Origin of the sequence: Leyella lascolaii, from assembly GCF_900079775.1 — a bacterium.
In the GTDB taxonomy this organism is placed as follows: Bacteria; Bacteroidota; Bacteroidia; order Bacteroidales; family Bacteroidaceae; genus Prevotella; species Prevotella lascolaii.
On sequence record NZ_LT556035.1, the window covers coordinates 28,160 to 48,283 of the forward strand.

Sequence of the window (20,124 nt, forward strand, 5' to 3'; positions counted from 1 at the left end):
ATAAAAACTGGGTGTCCGTAAAATATAAAAGCATCGGATGCAAATATCCGATGCTTTTATAATTAATATTAATTGCAATCTATATCAGTCAAGCCACTTTACATAGCAGAACGCCTGTCTGTGAGCCAGCATCTCATTCTTGGGGAACATCCTTACACATCCCTTGAACGAACCTGAGACATCCGGTTCGAATTCAAGTTCAAACGTATAAAGATTGCCTTCATGACCAACCATCTTGAACTCACGAACATTGAAAATCCGCTCCTCTCCGTTGAGGTCGGTCTTTACAGAAACAAATTCAAGACCGACAGCATCATTAAGTCCCTGTTCGTCAATCACATATTGCATACTGTATTTTTTACCGGTTTCTACACCACTTACTACAAAGTCGGTTTTCGATACCACATGTATTGAATCCCAGCGCTCTGCAACAGTTTCCTTCCACTGTGCCAGTTCCTTTGCAAGCTGATTGTCGTTGGCAGACAGTTTCTTGAACAGGGAAGCCTGCTTTGTGTAGAAACGGCTGTAATAATCATCCAACTGACGCTTCATGGTATAATGAGGCGCAATTGTTGCAATTGAGTTCTTTATCGTCTTTATCCAGCCTTCGCTATATCCCTTCTTGTTGCGGTTATAATAGAGCGGTGCGATGTCATTTTCAAGCAGGCTGTAAATCATGGCTGCATCAAGACGATCCTGATAGCCTTGGTTCTGATAAGTGCGCTCCTGCGGCAGTGCCCATCCGGCACCTTTCCGATAGCCTTCAACCCACCATCCGTCAAGGACTGACAGATTGACAACACCGTTCATCTCGGCTTTCTCGCCTGACGTACCTGAAGCCTCAAGCGGTCGTGTCGGGGTGTTCATCCATATATCGACACCTGAAACAAGACGGAGGGCAAGCTGCATGTCATAATCCTCAAGGAATATAATCTTGCCGAGGAACTCAGGACGCTGGCTTATCTCGAACACTCTCTTGATGAGTCCCTGTCCGGCTCCGTCAGCCGGATGTGCTTTTCCGGAGAATATAAACTGTACAGGACGCTCCGGATTGTTCACGATTTTGGCAAGACGATCAATATCTGTGAACAGCAGATGGGCACGCTTGTATGTGGCGAAGCGGCGGCAGAAGCCTATCATCAATGCGTTAGGATTTATGCGGTCGAGCAATGACACGACACGTGCGGGGTCGCCTTGGTTCTTAAGCCATGTCTCTGTAAATTTCTTGCGTATGTAATCAACAAGATTTTTCTTGAGAATCATTCGGGTCTTCCATATCTCCTCATCCGGCACATCATATATGCCATGCCAGATGCTTTCGTTGCTTTGGTCATTGAGGAAGTTCTTGTCGAAATATTTTGCATAGAGCTTCTGCCATTCAGGCGCGGTCCATGTAGGGAAATGTACACCGTTAGTAACGTATCCGACATGATTTTCTTCAGGATAATATCCTCTCCATATCGGTGAGAACATCTTCTGGCTCACCCATCCGTGCAGTTTGCTGACACCGTTAACCTCCTGACATGTATTGCATGCAAATACAGACATACAGAACTGTTCTGAATGATCGTCCGGGTTCTGCCTGCCCATACCAATGAACTCATCCCATGTTATGCCGAGCATTGATGGGTAGCCTCCCATATATTTCCCGAAAAGGGACTCGTCAAAATAGTCGTGTCCTGCCGGCACCGGAGTGTGTACGGTATATAAGGAGGAAGCACGTACCAGCTCCATTGCCTGATTGAAATTCAGTCCGCTCTTGACATAGTCGCACAGACGCTGCAAGTTGCAGAGCGCGGCATGTCCCTCGTTACAATGATAAATGTCCTTCTTTATACCGAGTTTCTTGAGCGTCAGCATTCCACCTATACCAAGCAGTATCTCCTGCTTCAGGCGGTTCTCGTTGTCACCGCCATACAGTGAGTGGGTTATAGGCTTGTCAAATTCTGAGTTCAGCTCATTGTCAGTATCAAGAAGATACAGTTTTATGCGTCCCACATTAACTCTCCACACATAAGCATGTACCTGATAGTTCATATACGGCACATCCACCACAATAGGATTGCCGTCAGCATCGTTCTCACGCTCAATAGGCAGCGACTCAAAGTTCTGAGCCTCATATTTTGCTATCTGCTGTCCGTCCATATTGAGCGACTGTATGAAATAGCCGTAACGGTAAAGGAATCCGACAGCACACATATCCACATTGCTGTCCGAAGCCTCTTTCAGATAGTCACCGGCAAGCATGCCAAGACCGCCGGAATAAATCTTAAGTACATGGCTTAAGCCATATTCCATGCAGAAATATGCTACAGAAGGACGCGAATGGTCAGGCTCTACATCCATATATTCACGGAACTTCTTGTATACGCTCTTCACCCGACTCATTATTGCATGATCCTTTACAATGGCTTCCTTGCGGTCGTAGCTGAGACGTTCGAGAAGAAGAACAGGATTGTGCTTTACCTCTTCGAAAAGCTTTTCGTCCAGACTTTTCCATAGTTCCTGTGCCTCATAATTCCATACCCACCACATATTATGGGCCAATTCGTCCAGGCATTTTAGCTGCTCCGGCAATCTTGATCTTACAATCAACTCCTTCCACTGAGGAGTGTTGGCATAATCTGATTTTATTTTCATAATTATATTTTAGTTATTTTCTGACATTCTTTTCTGAGCTGCACGGAGAGAATAATCATAAGCAGCATAATAGTGTTTGATAAAATTGCTCCATAAAGCCATCTTCGACAATGAAGCTGCGTTATCTCTGGATGATTTCACTTCCGCATCAGTAAATCCGGCATACTCCTCCACCGTTTCCTTTATGGTTTCAGCCACATCGAAATAGTTGTAGTCGTTACGATGAATCACCTTGACTCCGTCTTCTATCTCTCCGTATTTGCCCTTTACCGAATTCACCCATAAACCGAACCCTGCGAGGTCTGTCGTTATACAAGGAACCTTAAAGGCTACAGCTTCCAACGGAGTGTATCCCCACGGCTCGTAATAAGACGGGTAAATGCAAAGATCGTTTCCTAACACCAGATCGTAATATGTCATGTTGAATATGCCGTCATCACCTGTCAGATAGCACGGCACAAAAATAATCTGTACCTTTGAACTGGCATTGTTCTGTACATTCATGCCTTTCAACATGCCTATAACCCTGTCTTCATTCATATTGTTGAGCCAGTGAGTGAGCAGCGGCGTGTCAAGCGGTGTGTCAAAAGTCTGACCTGAACCAATGCGCGCAGACAAATCCTCACGAGGAGAACTTACCCACCCCGGTACTTCAATAAAGGCTATCGCCCTACGTTTGAATTTATCATCGTTCCTCAAACGGTTAACAGCCTCGATGAACACGTCGATTCCTTTGTTTCTGAATTCATATCGGCCACTCGTCGATATTATCAGTGTATCATCATCCGTGCTGCACCCGGTAAGCGCATTGGCGACCTGAAGCAGCTTTCGGCGTGCCATGCGGCGTTTACGCATGAATGTCGAACTTTTAGGTATGAAACTGTTGTCAAAACCGTTTGGCAGAATAAAATCCGCAGGTCTGTCCAACAATTCGGCACACTCTCTGCCTGTTATATCGCTTACTGTCGTAAAGCAGTCCACGTGACAGGCTGTCTGCTTTTCTATGGAATGTTTGCTTTGCATGTTAAGTTCCGCAGCCATCTGGTCACCGTTATATGCAAACAGATAGTCATACAAAGGCTTGTTGTTGCCAGCTATACTTCGTCCTATACTTGTCGCATGCGTTGTGAACAGAGTTGCAATCTCCGGCAATTTGTGGTTGATGTATAACAATCCGAGTCCGGTCATCCATTCATTACCATGATATATCACGCGTGTTTCCGGAGTAAGATAAAACGAATGGAAACTCTCTACCACCTTAGCTGCCGCAAATGAGAACATAGATGCCTCATCATAATCGCCATAAGCATGAAGACTGTCCACACCGTAAAGTTCCCAGATGCGAGTATATATATCATTCTTTTCTGCATAGAATGGAGTGAAATCAACCAATACGGCAACAGGATTGCCGGGTATTTTCCAACGGCCAACCCTTACATTCAGCCCTTCCTCATGCGCATGCATTCTCCATTCAGCATAGAGACGCTCGTCACTTTCAAAATAAGGACATTGCTTGCTGCCCCAACAGTCAGGACCTATAAAAATCAAATTATCTTTTAGTTTTTCCTGTAAAGTTTTCGCTCGTGTAGATAAAACCGTGTATATACCACCGACTTTATTACAAACTTCCCAACTCGACTCAAACAAATAGTCCGGGAACAATAAACTCTCTTTAGCCATATGAAAAAATATATGTCTGCAAATGTACACATTTTGGTATAAATTACCAACTTTTATGAATATAAAAATAAATAAAACGGGAGTATTCTTGATTTAATTTGGTATTTTTGTAAAATAAAAAAGACTGAAAATGAAAAGAATATCCATATTGGCAATAATGTCTGCACTCGCTATGAATGTATTTTCTCAAAATGACTCCATATTCAAGTGCAACCTGTATAACGAGGAATACAATGTGTATATGAAGATAAATCTTTATGACAACAACATAACAGCACCACGACAGGAAATATTCGGAGAACTGCCGGGATTCTTCGGACAGGATAACGACAGCAGGGTCTGGCTGATAACAGACGCAAAGATTGTAAACAGCAACACTGCGAAACTTTCGATTGTAAACGACTACGGGAGCGAAGATCTTACGGCTACACTTACTTTAGACAAGGAGAGTAATTACATCCTTAAACAAGTAGACGGAAGCCGGATAAAAATTGTTGAAAAACGGAAATGGGTAAAGATTCCGACAGAAATAAAATTCAAAAAGAAATAGTATTGCACTATATATATGACCGATTGAGGCTTAACAATCTACCGCAAAGACTTACATCCGTCTGAACTGTGTATTTTCTGATAATGCTAAAAGCCAACTAATTCATATTATGAATATGTTTGAATTAGTTGGCTGATTTTGTGTTATTTACTGAATAACCTCATTTATATTTATCTATTAACTCCTGCGCCCTGCTGTCTCCAAGTCCACGTGCCTTCTCAAGCATTTGCAATCCGTTGGATTTATCTTTCTTATGAATCAATGCCAGTCCCTTTATAAGATATGCGTCCGGAAATTCAGGGGCTATCCTAATACATAGGTCTGCTGATTTTATAGCATCATCGAGCTGATTTAACCTCAACTGAAGCGAACTCATTTCAGCCAGATATACCGGTTCATTTGGATTAAGATAAGCCGCATGAGCTATATCATTGAGAGCCTGTTTATACTGTTTAATATTTAATTCACACTTGAACCTTGTATAATAGAAAGGTGCATCGGCATTCCCTAACATTAAAGTATCGTAGACATTATAGTCTGCAAGAGCCTTTCTATATTCTCCCATTTTGTCATAAATCTGCCCTCGTGCAAGAATATAAGGAGATGATATGCTTGTCAATGGTTTAGGGCAAGCCGAAACTGCACTGTCAAGAAGGACTACGACTTCAGTATCAGGAGCATTAAGCTGTATTTTACATTGTGCAGCCTCCAAGAACAACTCTTCGCGCTTCAATTCTTCTTTTGTAAGACCGATAAACATATCATATGCTTTCTGATAATCTCCTTTTGTGTAGATTATCTGTGCCTCACGATGCCTATAAACAGGCTGCGGAGACATCTCATAAGCTTTTCTTATTTCCCCCAAAGCCTTATCCAGAGTCCATTCCTTATATGTGGTATCTGGACTATATATAAGTTTCTGATAAATTACAGAAGAATATTCTGCATGCGCGGTGGCTTTGTCGGCAGTCTTTTCAATGGCGGTTTTCATCGTCTTGTCGGCTTCTTCGAAGTGTCCTGCACTTACAAGATTCATGGCACGGGTTGAATATCCGTTGACCTCTGTCGGGAAAGAGCTTATAAAATCATCCACATATTTTACATATTTAGAAGAATCACATTGCTCTTTTGCCATCACAAGCATTATCAAAGCTTCCTGCTTATCTGCGGGCATGTTTAGTTTTATTCCTGTCTGGCGGTACATTGAGTTGCTTATGAAAAGACCTTTAGTCTCAATGCTGTCAGTGAAATTCGCATCAACCACATTAATGCCAGCCGAAGAACCTGACCGCTGGAACAAACCAGTAAGCTTTCCATCTTTATCTATAACCGGACATCCGGAAAATTCCGGTGCATCCTCCATTGAAATTATATAATATGTGTATTTATCCATGAATGCCTCCGTTTTGTCTATTTCACACTTGCTGGCACCCAGTTTGTTGTTCTTATTAAATAAGACCCACATGTTTTCACCCTGTGTGGATGGTTTTCTTGCAATTTCAACGGAAGATGTTTTGCCCTTTACTTTAAACTTGCATACATTATACAACTCATTGGCACCTATAATAGACTCAACCTCCATTATGTCACCATTACTGGTCTTAACTACTGCGCTGTCTGTGTCAATGAACGGAGTCCATAGACTTATTGCCTCACCTTCAGAACCAACAAACACACCATATATGTCTGATGATTTTATATTACCATCTTTGTCAAAAGTTGTAAGTGTAAAAACAGACTTGCCATATTTCTTTACAGACGGCTGCGCATTACTTAATGAAATAGACAATGTCAGTATAGCAATGAAAGAATATAATCTTTTCATATTAATATCGTTGATAAATTAATTCAGTTTTAATAAAGTTCTCGCATTCTCTATCGCGGCACCGGATATGTCTGTACCACTCAGCATTTGAGCAATCTCCTTTACCCTTTCCTCATAAGACAAAACACTCATCCGGCTGTTTGTCCCTTCCGGTGTCTCGGTTTTTGTAACTTTATAATGACTTGTTCCTATAGCTGCGATCTGCGGCAGGTGAGTAATGCATATCACCTGATGATCACCGTCTCCCAACTCTCTCATTATATGAGCCATTTGCTCCGCCACACGACCACTTACTCCAACATCAATTTCATCGAATATAATCGTCGGAAGTCCTGCGACCTTGCTCATCATGGCTTTTAACGATAGCATGACCCGCGAGATTTCTCCTCCAGATGCGACCTGTGCAATAGGTTGTAACGGGGAGCTTGTGTTAGAGCTGAACAAGTAAGTAACTTTATCAAGACCTTTTGCTGTAAGCTCCTTTTGTAAAGTCATCTCTATTTTGAATCTAATGTTAGGTATACCAAGAGGGACAAGTCTTGAAGCCAATTCTTTTTCAAGTAGGTTTGCTGCTTTACGCCGTGACTCAGTCAATAGTCCGGCATGCCTGATACAAGAATTCCTCAAATCCTTTACTTTATCTTGAAGCTCGGCAAGCTCATTATCAAAATTATCTATTTTGTTCAATTGACTCTCTATTTCTTCATGTTTTCTTATTAGTTCTGAAACGCTGTCAACATGAAACTTGTTTTCAAGAGTATATATAGTGTCAAGTCTTGCGTTTATATATTGCAATTTATCAGGGTCGTAATCAATACCGTCTGTATGCGACACCACTTCTCTGGAAATATCCTTTAATTCAATAAGACAATTATTCAGACGTTCCGCCAAATTCTCTGCATCAGGATATACCGTCTGTATGTTATACATTGAATCAGACGCATTCTTTAACATACTGATGATATTTTGCTCATTGCCAGACAGAATGCCGTCAACGTTAAACAACGCACTTTTTATATCCTCTGCATGGGTAAGCACCTCACTCTGCTGTTCCAGATGCTCCTGCTCTCCATTCTCAAGATTCGCGTCTGAGAGTTCCTTGTTCTGGAACTTTAGAAAATCCTCATTCTCCTTTATCCGTGCAATAGTGTCTTGCAATTCATTCAATTTACAGACTTCATCCTTATAACATTTATATAAATTCTGATACTCTGTAAGAATTGCCTTGTTCTGAGCGAAAATATCTATTACATTCAGCTGGAAGTCCTCTTTATTCAGCATCAGATTCTGATGCTGACTGTGTATATCCATAAGATGCTCTCCCAAAGACTTAAGAGTTGAAAGAGTGACAGGAGTATCATTTATGAATGCACGGTTCTTGCCATTTGTATTTATTTCCCTTCTTAGGATACATTCACTTCCGTTACTGTCCAGATTACTGTCTTCCAGAAAGCGGTCAATAAAATTACGATCATAATCAGATATTGAGAAAATTGCCTCAACAACACATTTATCTTTACCGCTTTTTATCATCTTTACATCAGCCCTGTTTCCCAAGAGCATGCTCACGGCACCAATGATTATGCTTTTACCGGCTCCCGTTTCGCCTGTTATAACAGAGAAACCAGAACTGAATGTAATATCCAATTCGTCAATTAATGTGAAGTTGCTTATATATAAATGTTTAAGCATTGTTTATTCTTTTATTTTTTCCCAGGCAGAGTTCTGGCTCGCATTTATCGAAAACAGAATATTATATACCGACTCTTTTTCCTTTTGTGTACCCTTACCTTTGTAGATGTTAGCCAGTTCATCACGTTTATAATCTGTCCATATTTGTGGCAGCATGCTCATGGGGTTATCTTCGTGACACTTTTTTAAATCATTCTCTATTGCGATGGTTATGTTTGTTCTCCCCCGCTCAGCATTATTCGCCATTTCGTCCAGTCCTGTTCTGTAATAATCATATTGGAATTGCCTGAATGTCTTCATCGAACCATCAAGATAATCATTGATGATGGCAAAACGGTTACGGTCATTATCAAACGCTTTCCATCCGGGGAAATTGAGGTTCTGACTGTTGTTTGCAAGATTCATACACTGCTGCAGGACCTCCTCGCCTCCCATTGGCGCAAATGTGTCCAGATTGATGCCGATTATAAGATATGCATAATATGCAACAAGCGCAGTCAGCTGATTATCCACATTTTCTTCATTGAACTGAAGCTGATCAAACTGTGCATAATTAAAATTAAAATCGTTGTCTGTATTGTTATATATCGTACTTGTATATGTCGAATTATATACAGGGCGGTTCGCCTGGATTGTAGCCTTGCAAGTAAACAGATTTGATGAATTATCGTATTTAGTAACGGTTATGTTGAAATTGCACGGAATCCTTTCATTTTTCTGAAATTGCAGATTTGTCCATTGCCGGTCATTTATAAATTGAGTAAGTGTTTGTTTCAGATCCTCAAACACACTTGCGTCCGTACCTTGAATCTGACTGTAATTCAAAGTGACACGTGCCTGTAACTCCTGAGCGCGTACGGCATCAGCTAATATGAACATTATTGCGAAAAACAACAGTAAAGCTTTCTTTCTCATCTGTCATTACTTTTGTGAGAGATTACTTCGACCATTTCATCCACGATATCTGCGGCTGCCTCTATTTTACTTTTTATTGGGAATTGCTTTTTCCTATCGCTACCGATAATTGTAATTTGATTGTTGTCAGACTGGAAACATGTTCCTTTGTTCCTCATACTGTTCAATACAATGAAATCGGCATTTTTACTTTTAAGTTTATGCATGGCATTCTGCTCCTCATTATCCGTTTCAAGAGCAAAGGCTATAAGACACTGACGCTCTGTTTTGAGTTTGCCCAATGATGCCGCGATATCTGTCGTGGTCTTCAGGTGTAATGTCATATTGCCCTTATCATGCTTTATTTTCCTGTCACACTGCTGTTCAGGTTTGAAGTCAGCCACTGCAGCAGCCAATATAGCAGCGTCTGTATTAGGGAAAACCTTTAAAGCCGCCTCATACATCTCCTCACAGCTTTCCACATCTATACGTCTGATGCCTTCAGAACAGCTGAGATTGACCGGACCAGCTATCAATGTTACATTCGCACCGCGTCTCAGACATTCCTCGGCAATGGCGAATCCCATCTTTCCACTGGAATAATTGCCAATGAAACGTACGGGATCAATTTTTTCATAAGTAGGTCCTGCCGTTATCATAATATGTTTTCCGGTCAACTGCCGCATGGATGTCTCATTGTCGAACCATTCGGAAATCATCCGAACAATTTTGTCCGGTTCTTCCATTCTACCCTTACCGTCGAGCCCGCTCGCCAAAAAACCGCTTTGCGGCTCTATTATATGATTTCCCGCAGCAGACAGTTTCTTCAGATTCTCCTGTGTAGCTGCATGTGCGTACATATCAAGATCCATTGCAGGAGCAATGAACACCGGAGCCTTCATAGACATATAGGTAGTCACAAGCATATTGTCTGCTATACCGTGAGCCAACTTACCAAGGGTTGATGCCGTACAAGGTGCGATAAGCATTGCGTCAGCCCACAATCCCAAATCGACATGAGAATGCCATGTTCCGTCACGTTGCGCAAAGAAATCGGATATTACAGGCTTATGCGTTAGCGCTGATAACGTTACCGGTGTTATAAACTCCTTTCCACTCGGAGTTATCACCACCTGAACTTCAGCCCCTTGCTTTATGAGTCCGCGTATGATATAGCATGCCTTATAAGCTGCAATAGACCCGGTAATACCTAATACTATTTTTTTCCCGCTCAACATATCCGCTATATTTATTTGCCCAAATCCCTAAGACGAATTCTTGTAAGAACCTGTTTCGTATTATATGTGAAGTCCCCGTTCAGAATCCAACTGAAATATCCGGGATCTCTTTTTAAGACGTCAGAAACAGGCTGTCCCTTGTATTTTCCAAAATTGAATACCTCATGCCGCACTTTGTTCCCGTCTTTGCCGGTCTCCTCTTTCCATACAATACGACCTGCGAAATCGACAAAATCATTAAGTTTAGAGAATTCTGCAAGAACGTCAATGTCATTTGGAAGATGCTTTTCCGGATCCGCCTGTGTTTCAGGATTATACATGTCCAGCTCGCCCATAAGTATGCGGTATGTGGCTTCTGTATCCTGATCAGCACGGTGGGCGTTAAAGTCTTCCTCCATTTTTCTTCCGCAATAAAACTTGTATGCAGCCGACAAATTGCGTCGTTCCATCTTATGGAATATTGTCTGTGCATCTATCATCCGACAATGCGAAAAGTCAAAGTCGATGCCTGCTCTGAGAAACTCTTCCGCCAGCATCGGTATATCAAAGTGATTGGAGTTGAAACCGGCAAAATCGCAATTTCTGAAAGTGACGCTCAACTCAGACGCAACATCTTTGAACGACGGACGGTCTTTTACGTCATCGTTACTTATGCCCGTTAAAGTCGTGACATCCTGCGGTATTTCCTTGCCCGGATTCAAATAGATATTATCCCGTTCTTCCTTACCGTCAGGATGAATCTTTATGTAAGAAATCTGTATTATCCTATCATTTACCAAATCAAGCCCCGTTGTCTCCAAGTCAAAGACAATCAAGGGCTTTGATATATTTATTTTCATCGCTAATCAGTCGTTTAGTAACATTGGCATAATAAGCATCAAAATATTTTCATCTTCCGCCTGTGTCGCCGGCTCAATCACTCCTGCCCTACTCGGATCGGCAAGATGCATTATTATGTCATCGCAGTCGAGGTTTGTAAGTATCTCGTATAACGAGCCACCCTTAAAACCGATATCCATTGTACGTCCGTTATAGTCACATATAACATTCTCCTTGGCACTTGTCGCAAAATCCATATCCTCTGAAGTAAGTTCAAGATTGCCGCTATCTATATGGAATCTGATGAGCTGGCTGCTTTCGCTTGCAAAAGGCAGAACACGTCTGAGTGCCCCCAACAGAGACTTACGGTCTATAGTGAGCTCATTGGGATTGTTTTGCGGTATTACGGAATTATAATTAGGATATCTTCCCTCTATCAGACGGCAAATCATGAATCCGTCCGTATATTTTATTTCCGCGCTCTTCTCATGGAATCTGATCACTATATTCTCATCCGAACGTCCCAAGATGTTCTTAAGCAATGATGCCGGTTTCTTTGGCAATATAAAGGATGAAGTGACATTCCCATTCATTGAAGAAATCTGACTCCGTACGAGCTTGTGTCCGTCGCTTGCGACAACAGTAATACTGTCTTCCTTGATATCGAAATAAATGCCGTTCATCACCGGCCTCAACTCATCCTGGGCAGTCGCGAACAAAGACCTTGAGATACTGTTATACAACAATTTACCATCAATGTTAATTACATTCGCCTCATCCGGAACCTGCCGCATAACAGGGTATTCGCCTGCGTCCTGGGCGGTGAAATTATATTTACCGTTCTGATAACATATTTCCACGGTATGATTGTTGATATTCACATCGAACATCAAAGGTTGTTCCGGCAATTCCTTTACAGCCTCCAGAATGGTGCGGCTCGGTACGGCAAAGCTTCCGTCCTCGTTGCTTTCATCCAACTGGATAGTCGTCTGCATCATATTCTCGCTGTCACTTGCCGTTATTGAGAGCATATTATTTTTTATCTCAAAAAGGAAACAGTCAAGTATTGTGATGGAACTTTTGTTGTTTATAATCCTTGCAAGAACTTGTAGCTTACTATTTAGAATGCTGCTTGATAAAGTAAATCTCATTGATATTCTTTCTTTATAAATTTAACTTAGGTACAAAAATACAAAAAAGCTTTGTGCACAACAAAAAAAAGACAAGAAAGTTTTCCTCTTTTAGAACTATTTTATTAATTTCGCATTTGAATAAAAATATTGTAATTAGTACACAAAATAAAGTTTAAAATGGAGTTACAAGGAAAAATTATTGCTGTGCTTGAACCAAGAAGCGGTGAATCTGCAAGAGGTCCATGGAAGGCACAGGATTTTGTAATAGAGACACATGACACATACCCTCGCAAGATGGTCTTTTCTGTCTTCGGAGCAGACAGACTTGAAAGATTCAATATACAGACAGGTCAGGAAGTTTCTGTATCGTTCGACATTGATGCGCATGAATATAACGGAAGATGGTTTAACAGTATAAGGGCATTTGATGTAAGACCAGCAGCGCAAGCCGTACAACAGCAGGCACAGCCGTCATCATACGTGCCGGGCGGCTCTTCCGCCATACCTAACACCACATTCGGCGCAACACCGGCAGCATCGGCAGACAGTCAATTCAATGATACAAAGGACGACGCAGACGATTTGCCATTCTGAAAATAAAACAGACGGCACACAGAAAATGCAGAAAACATTTTGTGATTATCACAATATGGATGGGATATGTCAGACGGCATTCCCATCCATTTCTTTTTTCCCGATTTTCAATGCCTGTCCCATTCATATTCAGGCATGATAAGAATTATACCGGAGTGAAACTGTAAAGCATTCACGATATGTCTCCTAAGAAACACACCGTATAGTTGAATGAGAAGGGATATACAAACAACGATATGTCATCGATAATCACGCAAAAACGGACACACATCCATCCGCACGCGCACACGCGCACTACTGACACACAAACATAACACATTCAAAATCAGCATAATTCACACTTTCAGCTTCAAATAACAATTAAAGGTCTTGCAGAAAAGCCTTTCTCGTGTTCCGGAAAAGCCTTTATTAGCATCCGATAAAGGCTATATCGTATTATGACATTGTCTTTACGGTGGCTGAATATTCCATCATGACAGTCAGTACAGAGTCCGACCTTCCCATAAAAGAACAAATTACAAGACTTTGAGATGAGAATAACGGGGATGTATACGACCTGACGCAAAATTTCAAGGAGACAATACTATAATAAAAGCATGTCCACAATCCTTTTTCGATTCTATTTTACGAAAATAAATTGTCAATATTTTTTACTTGACGAAGAGACGTAATACCCAACGCGTTTCCATAGTAAACCATGAACTGTAAGCAAACAATCATGTGTTAACGTATAATCTATACGGGTACAATTGGTTACTATCGCGGTTTTGAGTTTTAGCGTACAAGAAACAAAGGCAACTAAATAGGCTGAATTTCAGACGAGGAATCCAGCCTTAAATATATAACAGTTTGAAAGTTTTAGCGGACGGCAACGATTTTGAGATATACAAAATGCCGGTACTTTAACTATCCATATCAAAAAAACATACTCGCAACGTCATCTTATACTGCGGGCATAACGCATCGTCTTTCTGAAGAAATCTGTGAGTACAGACACATGACTGTCAAACGTCAGTCTGACACGCTCAGACATTACATTACCAGCAATGAGACTTAACTGTTCCTTGTCTTTCAACAGCTCGATAAGGTCGTCAATTCTGTTGTAAACCAACCCCATACCGCGTCCGCACACATAACTCTGCTGCGCGCAGATATTTCCTTCATTGTTGTTCAGTATCATTGGAAGTCCCGCTGCGGCAAGAGTGTTTATACGGGCTGGAATATTTACCAGCGCATTGTTTTCTATGTGATAAGCATAAAGCGTTAGCGTATTGGCTATCATACGCAACATCTCTTCCTTGTCATAGCATATCTGCTCCACCATGCCGTACTGTTCAGTCATAATATTATTTCCGTATCTTTATCATGCAGGCATCCTATTTGCGCATCCATGCCAGCGGATATGCCTTTTCCAACTGCTTCAAATGTTCATAAAATCTTTTTGACTCAGCCTTTGCCGAGGCGTTCTTCACACCTGTCTCATTAAGAGGTGCATAAAACACAAGACATCTCAGCAGTTCATCGCGGTCGCATACTGGGAATACCATGTTTTTACTCCAGCTCGCAATCCTTCCAGCCATCCTTTTTCCGGAAACATTCGCGTAGGACATGGAGGAGACGTACTCCTTCTCGGCATCAGTTCCGTCGCGCAGTCCTATGAGCATGGCACATAACTTACTGAGCCTCACACAATCATTCAAAGATTTACGGTTGGAAAGGTCGGAGGAGTTGATCTTGTTTATCTGGCTGTTTATCTGCGTCACCCGAGCGTCGCTTATCTTGCCCTCAGCCACTCTGTCATCTATCTCACTGTTCACTTCGCCAAGATGGTGCTCATCGCCTATGTCACGCCGGTCTGAATCGTTTATACGTATGGCAGCACTCTTTTTTGACATTACCCGGTTTGCCTTTTCATGCATCAGGTCATATTGGCGGTTCATTCGTCTTTGCAGGTTGTCCTCGGCTTTGATGCCCTGCTCCATAAATCTTTCCATCATTTCTATCGCCTCACCGTAAGCATCGCGTGCCCTGTCACTCATGCCCGCCATGTCGTATATGGCAGCAAGCGTCACAATCGCGTCAAGATCGGTGTGCGGTTTATAGTACATGTCTTCATAAAGTTTCGCCACCCTACCGTATTTGTCAAAGCCAAGCCAGTGATACCTTTTTCGTCCGCGTTCGAGCAAGGCTATCGCTTCATCATAGCGTCCGAGCGTGGCGAGCAGACGCGCACCGGTCAGCGTGGAGTGTATTTCGTTCCATCCCTCATCATGCACAGCCAGAATACGCGACGCGATGTCTTCAGCTTCCGTCTTACTTATGCCATAACTGTATTTTCCTTTCACGTCTCTTGCGGCGGAGATTGCCTTCTTTATGGAGGGCAACGCACTGTGTGGCACTCTGAAATAATCGTCTTTAAGCGAAAAGTCGATGTTATACGTCACGTCCACATATTCATCACCACGTTTTGCAGGTTTACAGCTCGGCAGCATCGCGAACACCCTCGCTATCTCGTCAGCAAGAGCAGGGTGCATGTTCAAAGGCCGCGGAAAAACAATACGTCCGTCTTTTCTTATCACACAGTCATAATACCGTATATCCTTTTTTGTATATATTGTATCATTCCATGCCTCTGCCGGATATTTCACGTTTTCGAGCACAAACTTCTCCAAAACATAATTGCCTCCATAAAATATAGGCGGCTCAGTGACTCTGTCATAAACAACCGGAGGTATACTGTCCGCCTCTCCATTACCTTGCACATACTCACGAGCCCTATCCGTGACACCACCACGCACGCTGTCATTCTGAGCAATGACTCCTGTAAATGGAAACACTGATATCATGGAAGCAATAAAATAAATCCAATGTCTCATATAACGCTAATTAATAAATTGTTTATTACAATTGCAAATATATTAAAAGGCGAGAGCAACGACAAGACGGCGAAACATCGTTTCTACAGTTTTGGCACTGCCGAGCCGCATCCTATATTATACAAATATACGGAATAAATAATAACATTGTTCTAAACCCATACACAAAAAACATAACACAATGTTAATAATATCAAATTATCAGATTAAATTTTAGCATGTCACAACAAAAACATGACATTGTCTCTCAAGTTTGCCAACCGTTCAATAAGAATAAATATACACAATTTCGATATAACTTGTTGGGATTAAAATGTTTAACTTTGTACATACTTTCTATAATTATATCGCTTCAAATACAAAGGTCGCTAAATGTACTAGATTCAGAGCGAGGGTCAAATCATAATTTCATCTCAGTCGGAAAGTTTTAGCAAACAGAAATAACACAGCTCATAGAAAGGATGAAACAAGACCACGTATGTAAGCATACACCTTATATTGCCAAATGTTCCTCACTTTATGATGAGAGCAAGAAGGTAAAAAGCAATAATCCCGGCTTTCTATGAAAGCCGGGATTATTGTTGTTTGGAATAGTTTTATTGTAAATTATTTAAGCCTCTGTTTCCGGAAGTACTGAAACGAAACTTCTGTTCTGACGACCCTTGTGGAAATTCACAATTCCGTCTGTCAGCGCATAGAGGGTATCATCCTTACCAATACCGACATTCTTGCCGGGATTGTGCTTTGTACCACGCTGGCGAACAATAATATTACCTGCAATGACTTTCTGGCCACCCCAGATTTTAACACCTAATCTTTGTGAAGCTGACTCACGTCCGTTCTTAGAACTACCTACACCTTTTTTATGTGCCATTTCTGTGTCCTCCTGAATTTTATGCGATTACCTCTTTAATTGTTACCTCTGTGAAGTGTGAACGATGACCATTCTTTTTGCGATAGTCTTTTCTGCGCTTCATCTTGAAAACAATGACTTTGTCACCCTTAACAAGAGGATTTACAACTTCACATACAACCTTTGCACCGTCTACAGTCGGCGCACCTACCTGTACTGAACCATCTTTGTCGACAAGCAGTACCTTGTCGAATTCAACAGCCTGACCTTCTTTCGCATCCTTGATGTGATTGACGAACAGTTTCTTACCCTGTTCTGCCTTAAACTGCTGACCGTTAATTTCTACAATTGCGTACATTAAATCTTTTATATTAAACGGGTTTTTCCGCAAGGCGATTGGCTTCAGCCAATGCTTGTTCATGCCTGTACGGACTAAATCGGATGCAAAGGTAATAATAAAACTTTATATAAAAGATTTATTATAAATGTTTTTAATAGACATTAACAAACGCTTTCCTCCAATATATAATGTAAAAACAACCTGCACAAGTATGTGATCATACCCGGCAGGTTGTCTTCGTTATTTAACTGTTGGTTTGAAATCGCACATAACAGTACCGGTGTGTTCCTTCATAACTGTCATACCAAGTTGTAAACAAGTTTAGCATGACACAACCGACAGAAGCTCTTCAGGACTAACCTTACGCTGCTCTCCTGTTTTCATATCCTTGACTGTTATCACACCGTCAGCCATCTCGCTCTCCCCTGCCAAAGCAACATATGCGATGCCTTTTGCGTTGGCGTAATTCATTTGTTTCTTCATCTTGCACGAATCCGGATATATCTCTGTAGCAATGCCGGACTGACGACACTTCTGCACATATGGCATACAATAAGCAGTCTCTGTTTCTCCGAAATTGATAAAAAGCAGCCTGGTAGAATTCAATGCATCTGCCGGATAAAGATTCAAACCATTCAATACATCGTAAATCCGGTCAGCACCGAAAGATATACCCACTCCACTGAGTCCAGGCATTCCGAATATTCCGGTAAGATTATCATAACGTCCACCACCGGAGATACTTCCTATAGGATAATCCAAAGCTTTAACCTCAAATATTGCACCTGTATAATAGTTGAGTCCGCGTGCTAATGTTAGATCCAGCTGTATCTCGTTTTTAAGATTGCAAAGCTTGAGTTTGTCGAGAATATATCTCACCTCATCAACACCTTTCAATCCTATCTCAGACTTGGACAGAACATTGCTGATGACGTCAAGCTTGGACTCGTTTGTACCGCTCATGCTGATTATCGGCTGAAGCTTCTCAACAGCATCCTCCGGAATGCCACAACCACGCAATTCAGCATTGACTCCATCAATCCCTATTTTGTCAAGCTTGTCTATGGCTACCGTTATATCCACAATCTTGTCAGCCTGACCTATCACCTCAGCGATGCCTGCGAGAATCTTACGATTGTTTATCTTTATGACAACACGCACACCTAAACGAGAGAAAACTGTATCCTCAATCTGCATCAGCTCTACCTCGTTAAGCAACGAATCGGAGCCGACTACATCAGCATCACACTGATAGAACTCTCTGTAACGTCCTTTCTGTGGACGGTCTGCGCGCCACACGGGCTGAATCTGATAACGGCGGAAAGGAAGCTGGAGTTCATCGCGATGCATTACAACATATCTTGCAAACGGAACTGTAAGGTCGTAGCGCAGTCCTTTCTCACAAAGCTTTGAAGCCAGTTTGAGTGAATTACGCCCGGCAAGTTCCTCATCACTGACCTTACTCATATAGTCCCCGGAATTAAGGACTTTGAACAGAAGCTTATCACCTTCCTCGCCATATTTACCCATAAGCGTATGAAGAGTCTCCATCGCCGGTGTCTCTATCTGCTGGAATCCGTAAAGCGAGAATACATCCTTGATGGTATTGAAAATATAATTGCGTCTCGCCATTTCCTCCGGAGAGAAGTCTCTTGTCCCCTTTGGTATGCTTGGTTTATTCATCTGTAAGCTTCTTTTATTTTTTTCTAACGATTGTCTGTTCACGGTCTGGACCTATCGAAACAATGTCGATTGGTGTCTCAAGTTCTTTCTCAAGGAAATTTATATAATCCAAAAACTCTTTCGGGAACTGAGACTCGTCCGTGTAGCCGGTCATATCGGTCTTCCATCCCGGCATCTCTACATAAACAGGCTCTATGTCTTTCTCTATATTGTACGGAAAGTCTCTGGTTTCCACGCCATTCTGTCTGTATGCCACGCATGCCTTTATTGTGTCAAAGCTGTCCAGCACGTCACTTTTCATCATGATGAGACTTGTAACGCCATTTATCATAATTGCATAACGCAGAGCCACAAGATCTATCCATCCGCAACGACGCTCTCTTCCTGTCACAGCACCGTATTCATGACCGAGCTGACGTATCCTGCTTCCGTTATCATCAAACAGCTCTGTAGGGAACGGACCAGAGCCTACACGTGTACAGTAAGCTTTCATTATGCCATAGACGTTACCTATTTTGTTAGGTCCTATGCCTAGACCAGAGCACGCTCCTGCACAAATGGTATTGGAAGATGTGACATACGGATAGCTGCCGAAATCGACATCGAGCAATGTTCCCTGCGCTCCTTCACATAATATATTCTTACCTTCCTTTAAATTCCGATTGATTACATGCTCGCTGTCTATAACGTTGAACTGACGCATATACTCTACGCCCTCCATCCAGCGTTTTTCATCGTCGCTGATATCATAATCGGCATATCCCAATGACTTGAGTGTCGCCTCATGACGTGCTTTATGTTCAGCGTATTTTCTCTCGAAATCTTCGAAAATATCACCCACACGCAATCCGTTCCGCGATATCTTATCAGTATATGCCGGTCCTATGCCTTTGCCGGTTGTCCCGACCTTATGGTCGCCCTTCAACGACTCGTATGCACGGTCGAGCACGCGGTGTGTCGGCATAATCAGATGTGCTTTCTTGGATATGTATAAGCGTGATTTCAAATCATGACCGCTCTTCTCAAGTTCTTTAGCCTCATCCATGAACAAATCAGGAGCAAGCACCACTCCGTTGCCGATGATGTTCACTTTGCCTCCCTGAAATATACCGGATGGAATGCTACGCAAAACATATTTCTGTCCTTCAAACTCCAAAGTGTGACCTGCGTTTGGTCCGCCTTGAAAACGGGCAATGACATCATATTTCGGAGTAAGCACATCCACAACCTTTCCCTTGCCTTCGTCTCCCCACTGAAGACCAAGCAATACATCAACTTTACCTGTATTCATTTATCTGAAATTTAAA

The 20,124-nt window shown here is 42.0% G+C and carries 16 protein-coding genes; 2 read left to right on the forward strand and 14 right to left on the reverse strand.

Annotated features, from left to right (window positions below; translation table 11 throughout):
- Window positions 1-84: 84 nt before the first annotated feature.
- Complete coding sequence (gene glgP / locus BN4609_RS01310) at window positions 85-2,640, reverse strand: alpha-glucan family phosphorylase (RefSeq protein ID WP_068855014.1); 2,556 nt, start codon at window positions 2,638-2,640, stop codon at window positions 85-87.
- A 9-nt stretch (window positions 2,641-2,649) separates the two neighbouring features.
- On the reverse strand, window positions 2,650-4,320 hold the full coding sequence (locus BN4609_RS01315) for a glycogen/starch synthase (protein WP_068855015.1): 1,671 nt from the start codon (window positions 4,318-4,320) through the stop codon (window positions 2,650-2,652).
- Window positions 4,321-4,450: 130 nt separating this feature from the next.
- Between BN4609_RS01315 and BN4609_RS01320 the strand changes: the two genes are divergently transcribed.
- Entirely contained in the window at window positions 4,451-4,870 is a 420-nt protein-coding gene (locus tag BN4609_RS01320; RefSeq protein WP_068855016.1) for a hypothetical protein, read from the forward strand.
- A gap of 160 nt (window positions 4,871-5,030) precedes the next feature.
- Here the strand turns inward: BN4609_RS01320 and BN4609_RS01325 are convergent, their stop codons facing one another.
- Genes BN4609_RS01325 through dnaN form a run of 6 tightly spaced genes read right to left on the reverse strand, consistent with a single transcriptional unit; the run spans window position 5,031 to window position 12,489 of the window.
- A complete protein-coding gene (locus BN4609_RS01325; protein ID WP_068855017.1) occupies window positions 5,031-6,695 on the reverse strand; it encodes a tetratricopeptide repeat protein in 1,665 nt (554 codons plus the stop codon).
- 18 nt (window positions 6,696-6,713) lie between these two features.
- Window positions 6,714-8,387, reverse strand: a complete 1,674-nt coding sequence (recN, locus tag BN4609_RS01330; protein ID WP_068855018.1) for a DNA repair protein RecN — start codon at window positions 8,385-8,387, stop codon at window positions 6,714-6,716.
- A gap of 3 nt (window positions 8,388-8,390) precedes the next feature.
- Window positions 8,391-9,302: a type IX secretion system protein PorD gene (gene porD / locus BN4609_RS01335; RefSeq protein ID WP_021993299.1), complete on the reverse strand. Its 912-nt coding sequence runs from the start codon at window positions 9,300-9,302 to the stop codon at window positions 8,391-8,393.
- Window positions 9,299-10,519: a bifunctional phosphopantothenoylcysteine decarboxylase/phosphopantothenate--cysteine ligase CoaBC gene (gene coaBC / locus BN4609_RS01340; protein ID WP_068855019.1), complete on the reverse strand. Its 1,221-nt coding sequence runs from the start codon at window positions 10,517-10,519 to the stop codon at window positions 9,299-9,301. The genes porD and coaBC overlap by 4 nt, the downstream gene beginning before the upstream one ends.
- A gap of 11 nt (window positions 10,520-10,530) precedes the next feature.
- The gene (locus BN4609_RS01345; RefSeq protein WP_068855020.1) at window positions 10,531-11,358 is read right to left on the reverse strand and encodes a 3'-5' exonuclease; all 828 of its coding nucleotides are present in this window, start codon (window positions 11,356-11,358) and stop codon (window positions 10,531-10,533) included.
- Between the two features lie 6 nt (window positions 11,359-11,364).
- Window positions 11,365-12,489: a DNA polymerase III subunit beta gene (dnaN, locus tag BN4609_RS01350; protein WP_068855021.1), complete on the reverse strand. Its 1,125-nt coding sequence runs from the start codon at window positions 12,487-12,489 to the stop codon at window positions 11,365-11,367.
- A 159-nt stretch (window positions 12,490-12,648) separates the two neighbouring features.
- On the opposite strand from dnaN, the gene BN4609_RS01355 reads away from it, so the two are divergent.
- A complete protein-coding gene (locus tag BN4609_RS01355; protein ID WP_068855022.1) occupies window positions 12,649-13,065 on the forward strand; it encodes a DUF3127 domain-containing protein in 417 nt (138 codons plus the stop codon).
- 937 nt (window positions 13,066-14,002) lie between these two features.
- Here BN4609_RS01355 and BN4609_RS01360 read toward each other — a convergent pair.
- The 6 genes from BN4609_RS01360 to BN4609_RS01385 all read right to left on the reverse strand — a co-directional run bounded on the left by BN4609_RS01360 (window position 14,003) and on the right by BN4609_RS01385 (window position 20,108).
- Complete coding sequence (locus BN4609_RS01360; protein WP_068855023.1) at window positions 14,003-14,407, reverse strand: hypothetical protein; 405 nt, start codon at window positions 14,405-14,407, stop codon at window positions 14,003-14,005.
- Window positions 14,408-14,441: 34 nt separating this feature from the next.
- The gene (locus BN4609_RS01365) at window positions 14,442-15,911 is read right to left on the reverse strand and encodes a tetratricopeptide repeat protein (protein ID WP_164071543.1); all 1,470 of its coding nucleotides are present in this window, start codon (window positions 15,909-15,911) and stop codon (window positions 14,442-14,444) included.
- 640 nt (window positions 15,912-16,551) lie between these two features.
- Window positions 16,552-16,815, reverse strand: coding sequence for a 50S ribosomal protein L27 (gene rpmA / locus BN4609_RS01370; protein ID WP_021993309.1), 264 nt, complete (start codon window positions 16,813-16,815; stop codon window positions 16,552-16,554).
- Window positions 16,816-16,834: 19 nt separating this feature from the next.
- On the reverse strand, window positions 16,835-17,152 hold the full coding sequence (rplU, locus tag BN4609_RS01375) for a 50S ribosomal protein L21 (RefSeq protein WP_021993310.1): 318 nt from the start codon (window positions 17,150-17,152) through the stop codon (window positions 16,835-16,837).
- Window positions 17,153-17,455: 303 nt separating this feature from the next.
- Window positions 17,456-18,817, reverse strand: coding sequence for a histidine--tRNA ligase (hisS, locus tag BN4609_RS01380; protein WP_068855025.1), 1,362 nt, complete (start codon window positions 18,815-18,817; stop codon window positions 17,456-17,458).
- A gap of 13 nt (window positions 18,818-18,830) precedes the next feature.
- Window positions 18,831-20,108, reverse strand: coding sequence for an adenylosuccinate synthase (locus tag BN4609_RS01385; RefSeq protein WP_068855026.1), 1,278 nt, complete (start codon window positions 20,106-20,108; stop codon window positions 18,831-18,833).
- Window positions 20,109-20,124: the final 16 nt, after the last annotated feature.

Excerpts from the sequence above, each read along its gene's own strand:
- dnaN (WP_068855021.1), bottom strand. The coding sequence starts at position 12,489 with ATGAGATTTACTTTATCAAGCAGCATTCTAAATAGTAAGCTACAAGTT.
- rpmA (WP_021993309.1), bottom strand. The coding sequence starts at position 16,815 with ATGGCACATAAAAAAGGTGTAGGTAGTTCTAAGAACGGACGTGAGTCA.
- recN (WP_068855018.1), bottom strand. The coding sequence starts at position 8,387 with ATGCTTAAACATTTATATATAAGCAACTTCACATTAATTGACGAATTG.
- BN4609_RS01355 (WP_068855022.1), top strand. The coding sequence starts at position 12,649 with ATGGAGTTACAAGGAAAAATTATTGCTGTGCTTGAACCAAGAAGCGGT.
- hisS (WP_068855025.1), bottom strand. The coding sequence starts at position 18,817 with ATGAATAAACCAAGCATACCAAAGGGGACAAGAGACTTCTCTCCGGAG.
- BN4609_RS01385 (WP_068855026.1), bottom strand. The coding sequence starts at position 20,108 with ATGAATACAGGTAAAGTTGATGTATTGCTTGGTCTTCAGTGGGGAGAC.
- BN4609_RS01320 (WP_068855016.1), top strand. The coding sequence starts at position 4,451 with ATGAAAAGAATATCCATATTGGCAATAATGTCTGCACTCGCTATGAAT.
- BN4609_RS01365 (WP_164071543.1), bottom strand. The coding sequence starts at position 15,911 with ATGATATCAGTGTTTCCATTTACAGGAGTCATTGCTCAGAATGACAGC.
- BN4609_RS01315 (WP_068855015.1), bottom strand. The coding sequence starts at position 4,320 with ATGGCTAAAGAGAGTTTATTGTTCCCGGACTATTTGTTTGAGTCGAGT.
- coaBC (WP_068855019.1), bottom strand. The coding sequence starts at position 10,519 with ATGTTGAGCGGGAAAAAAATAGTATTAGGTATTACCGGGTCTATTGCA.
- BN4609_RS01345 (WP_068855020.1), bottom strand. The coding sequence starts at position 11,358 with ATGAAAATAAATATATCAAAGCCCTTGATTGTCTTTGACTTGGAGACA.
- BN4609_RS01360 (WP_068855023.1), bottom strand. The coding sequence starts at position 14,407 with ATGACTGAACAGTACGGCATGGTGGAGCAGATATGCTATGACAAGGAA.
- porD (WP_021993299.1), bottom strand. The coding sequence starts at position 9,302 with ATGAGAAAGAAAGCTTTACTGTTGTTTTTCGCAATAATGTTCATATTA.
- glgP (WP_068855014.1), bottom strand. The coding sequence starts at position 2,640 with ATGAAAATAAAATCAGATTATGCCAACACTCCTCAGTGGAAGGAGTTG.
- BN4609_RS01325 (WP_068855017.1), bottom strand. The coding sequence starts at position 6,695 with ATGAAAAGATTATATTCTTTCATTGCTATACTGACATTGTCTATTTCA.
- rplU (WP_021993310.1), bottom strand. The coding sequence starts at position 17,152 with ATGTACGCAATTGTAGAAATTAACGGTCAGCAGTTTAAGGCAGAACAG.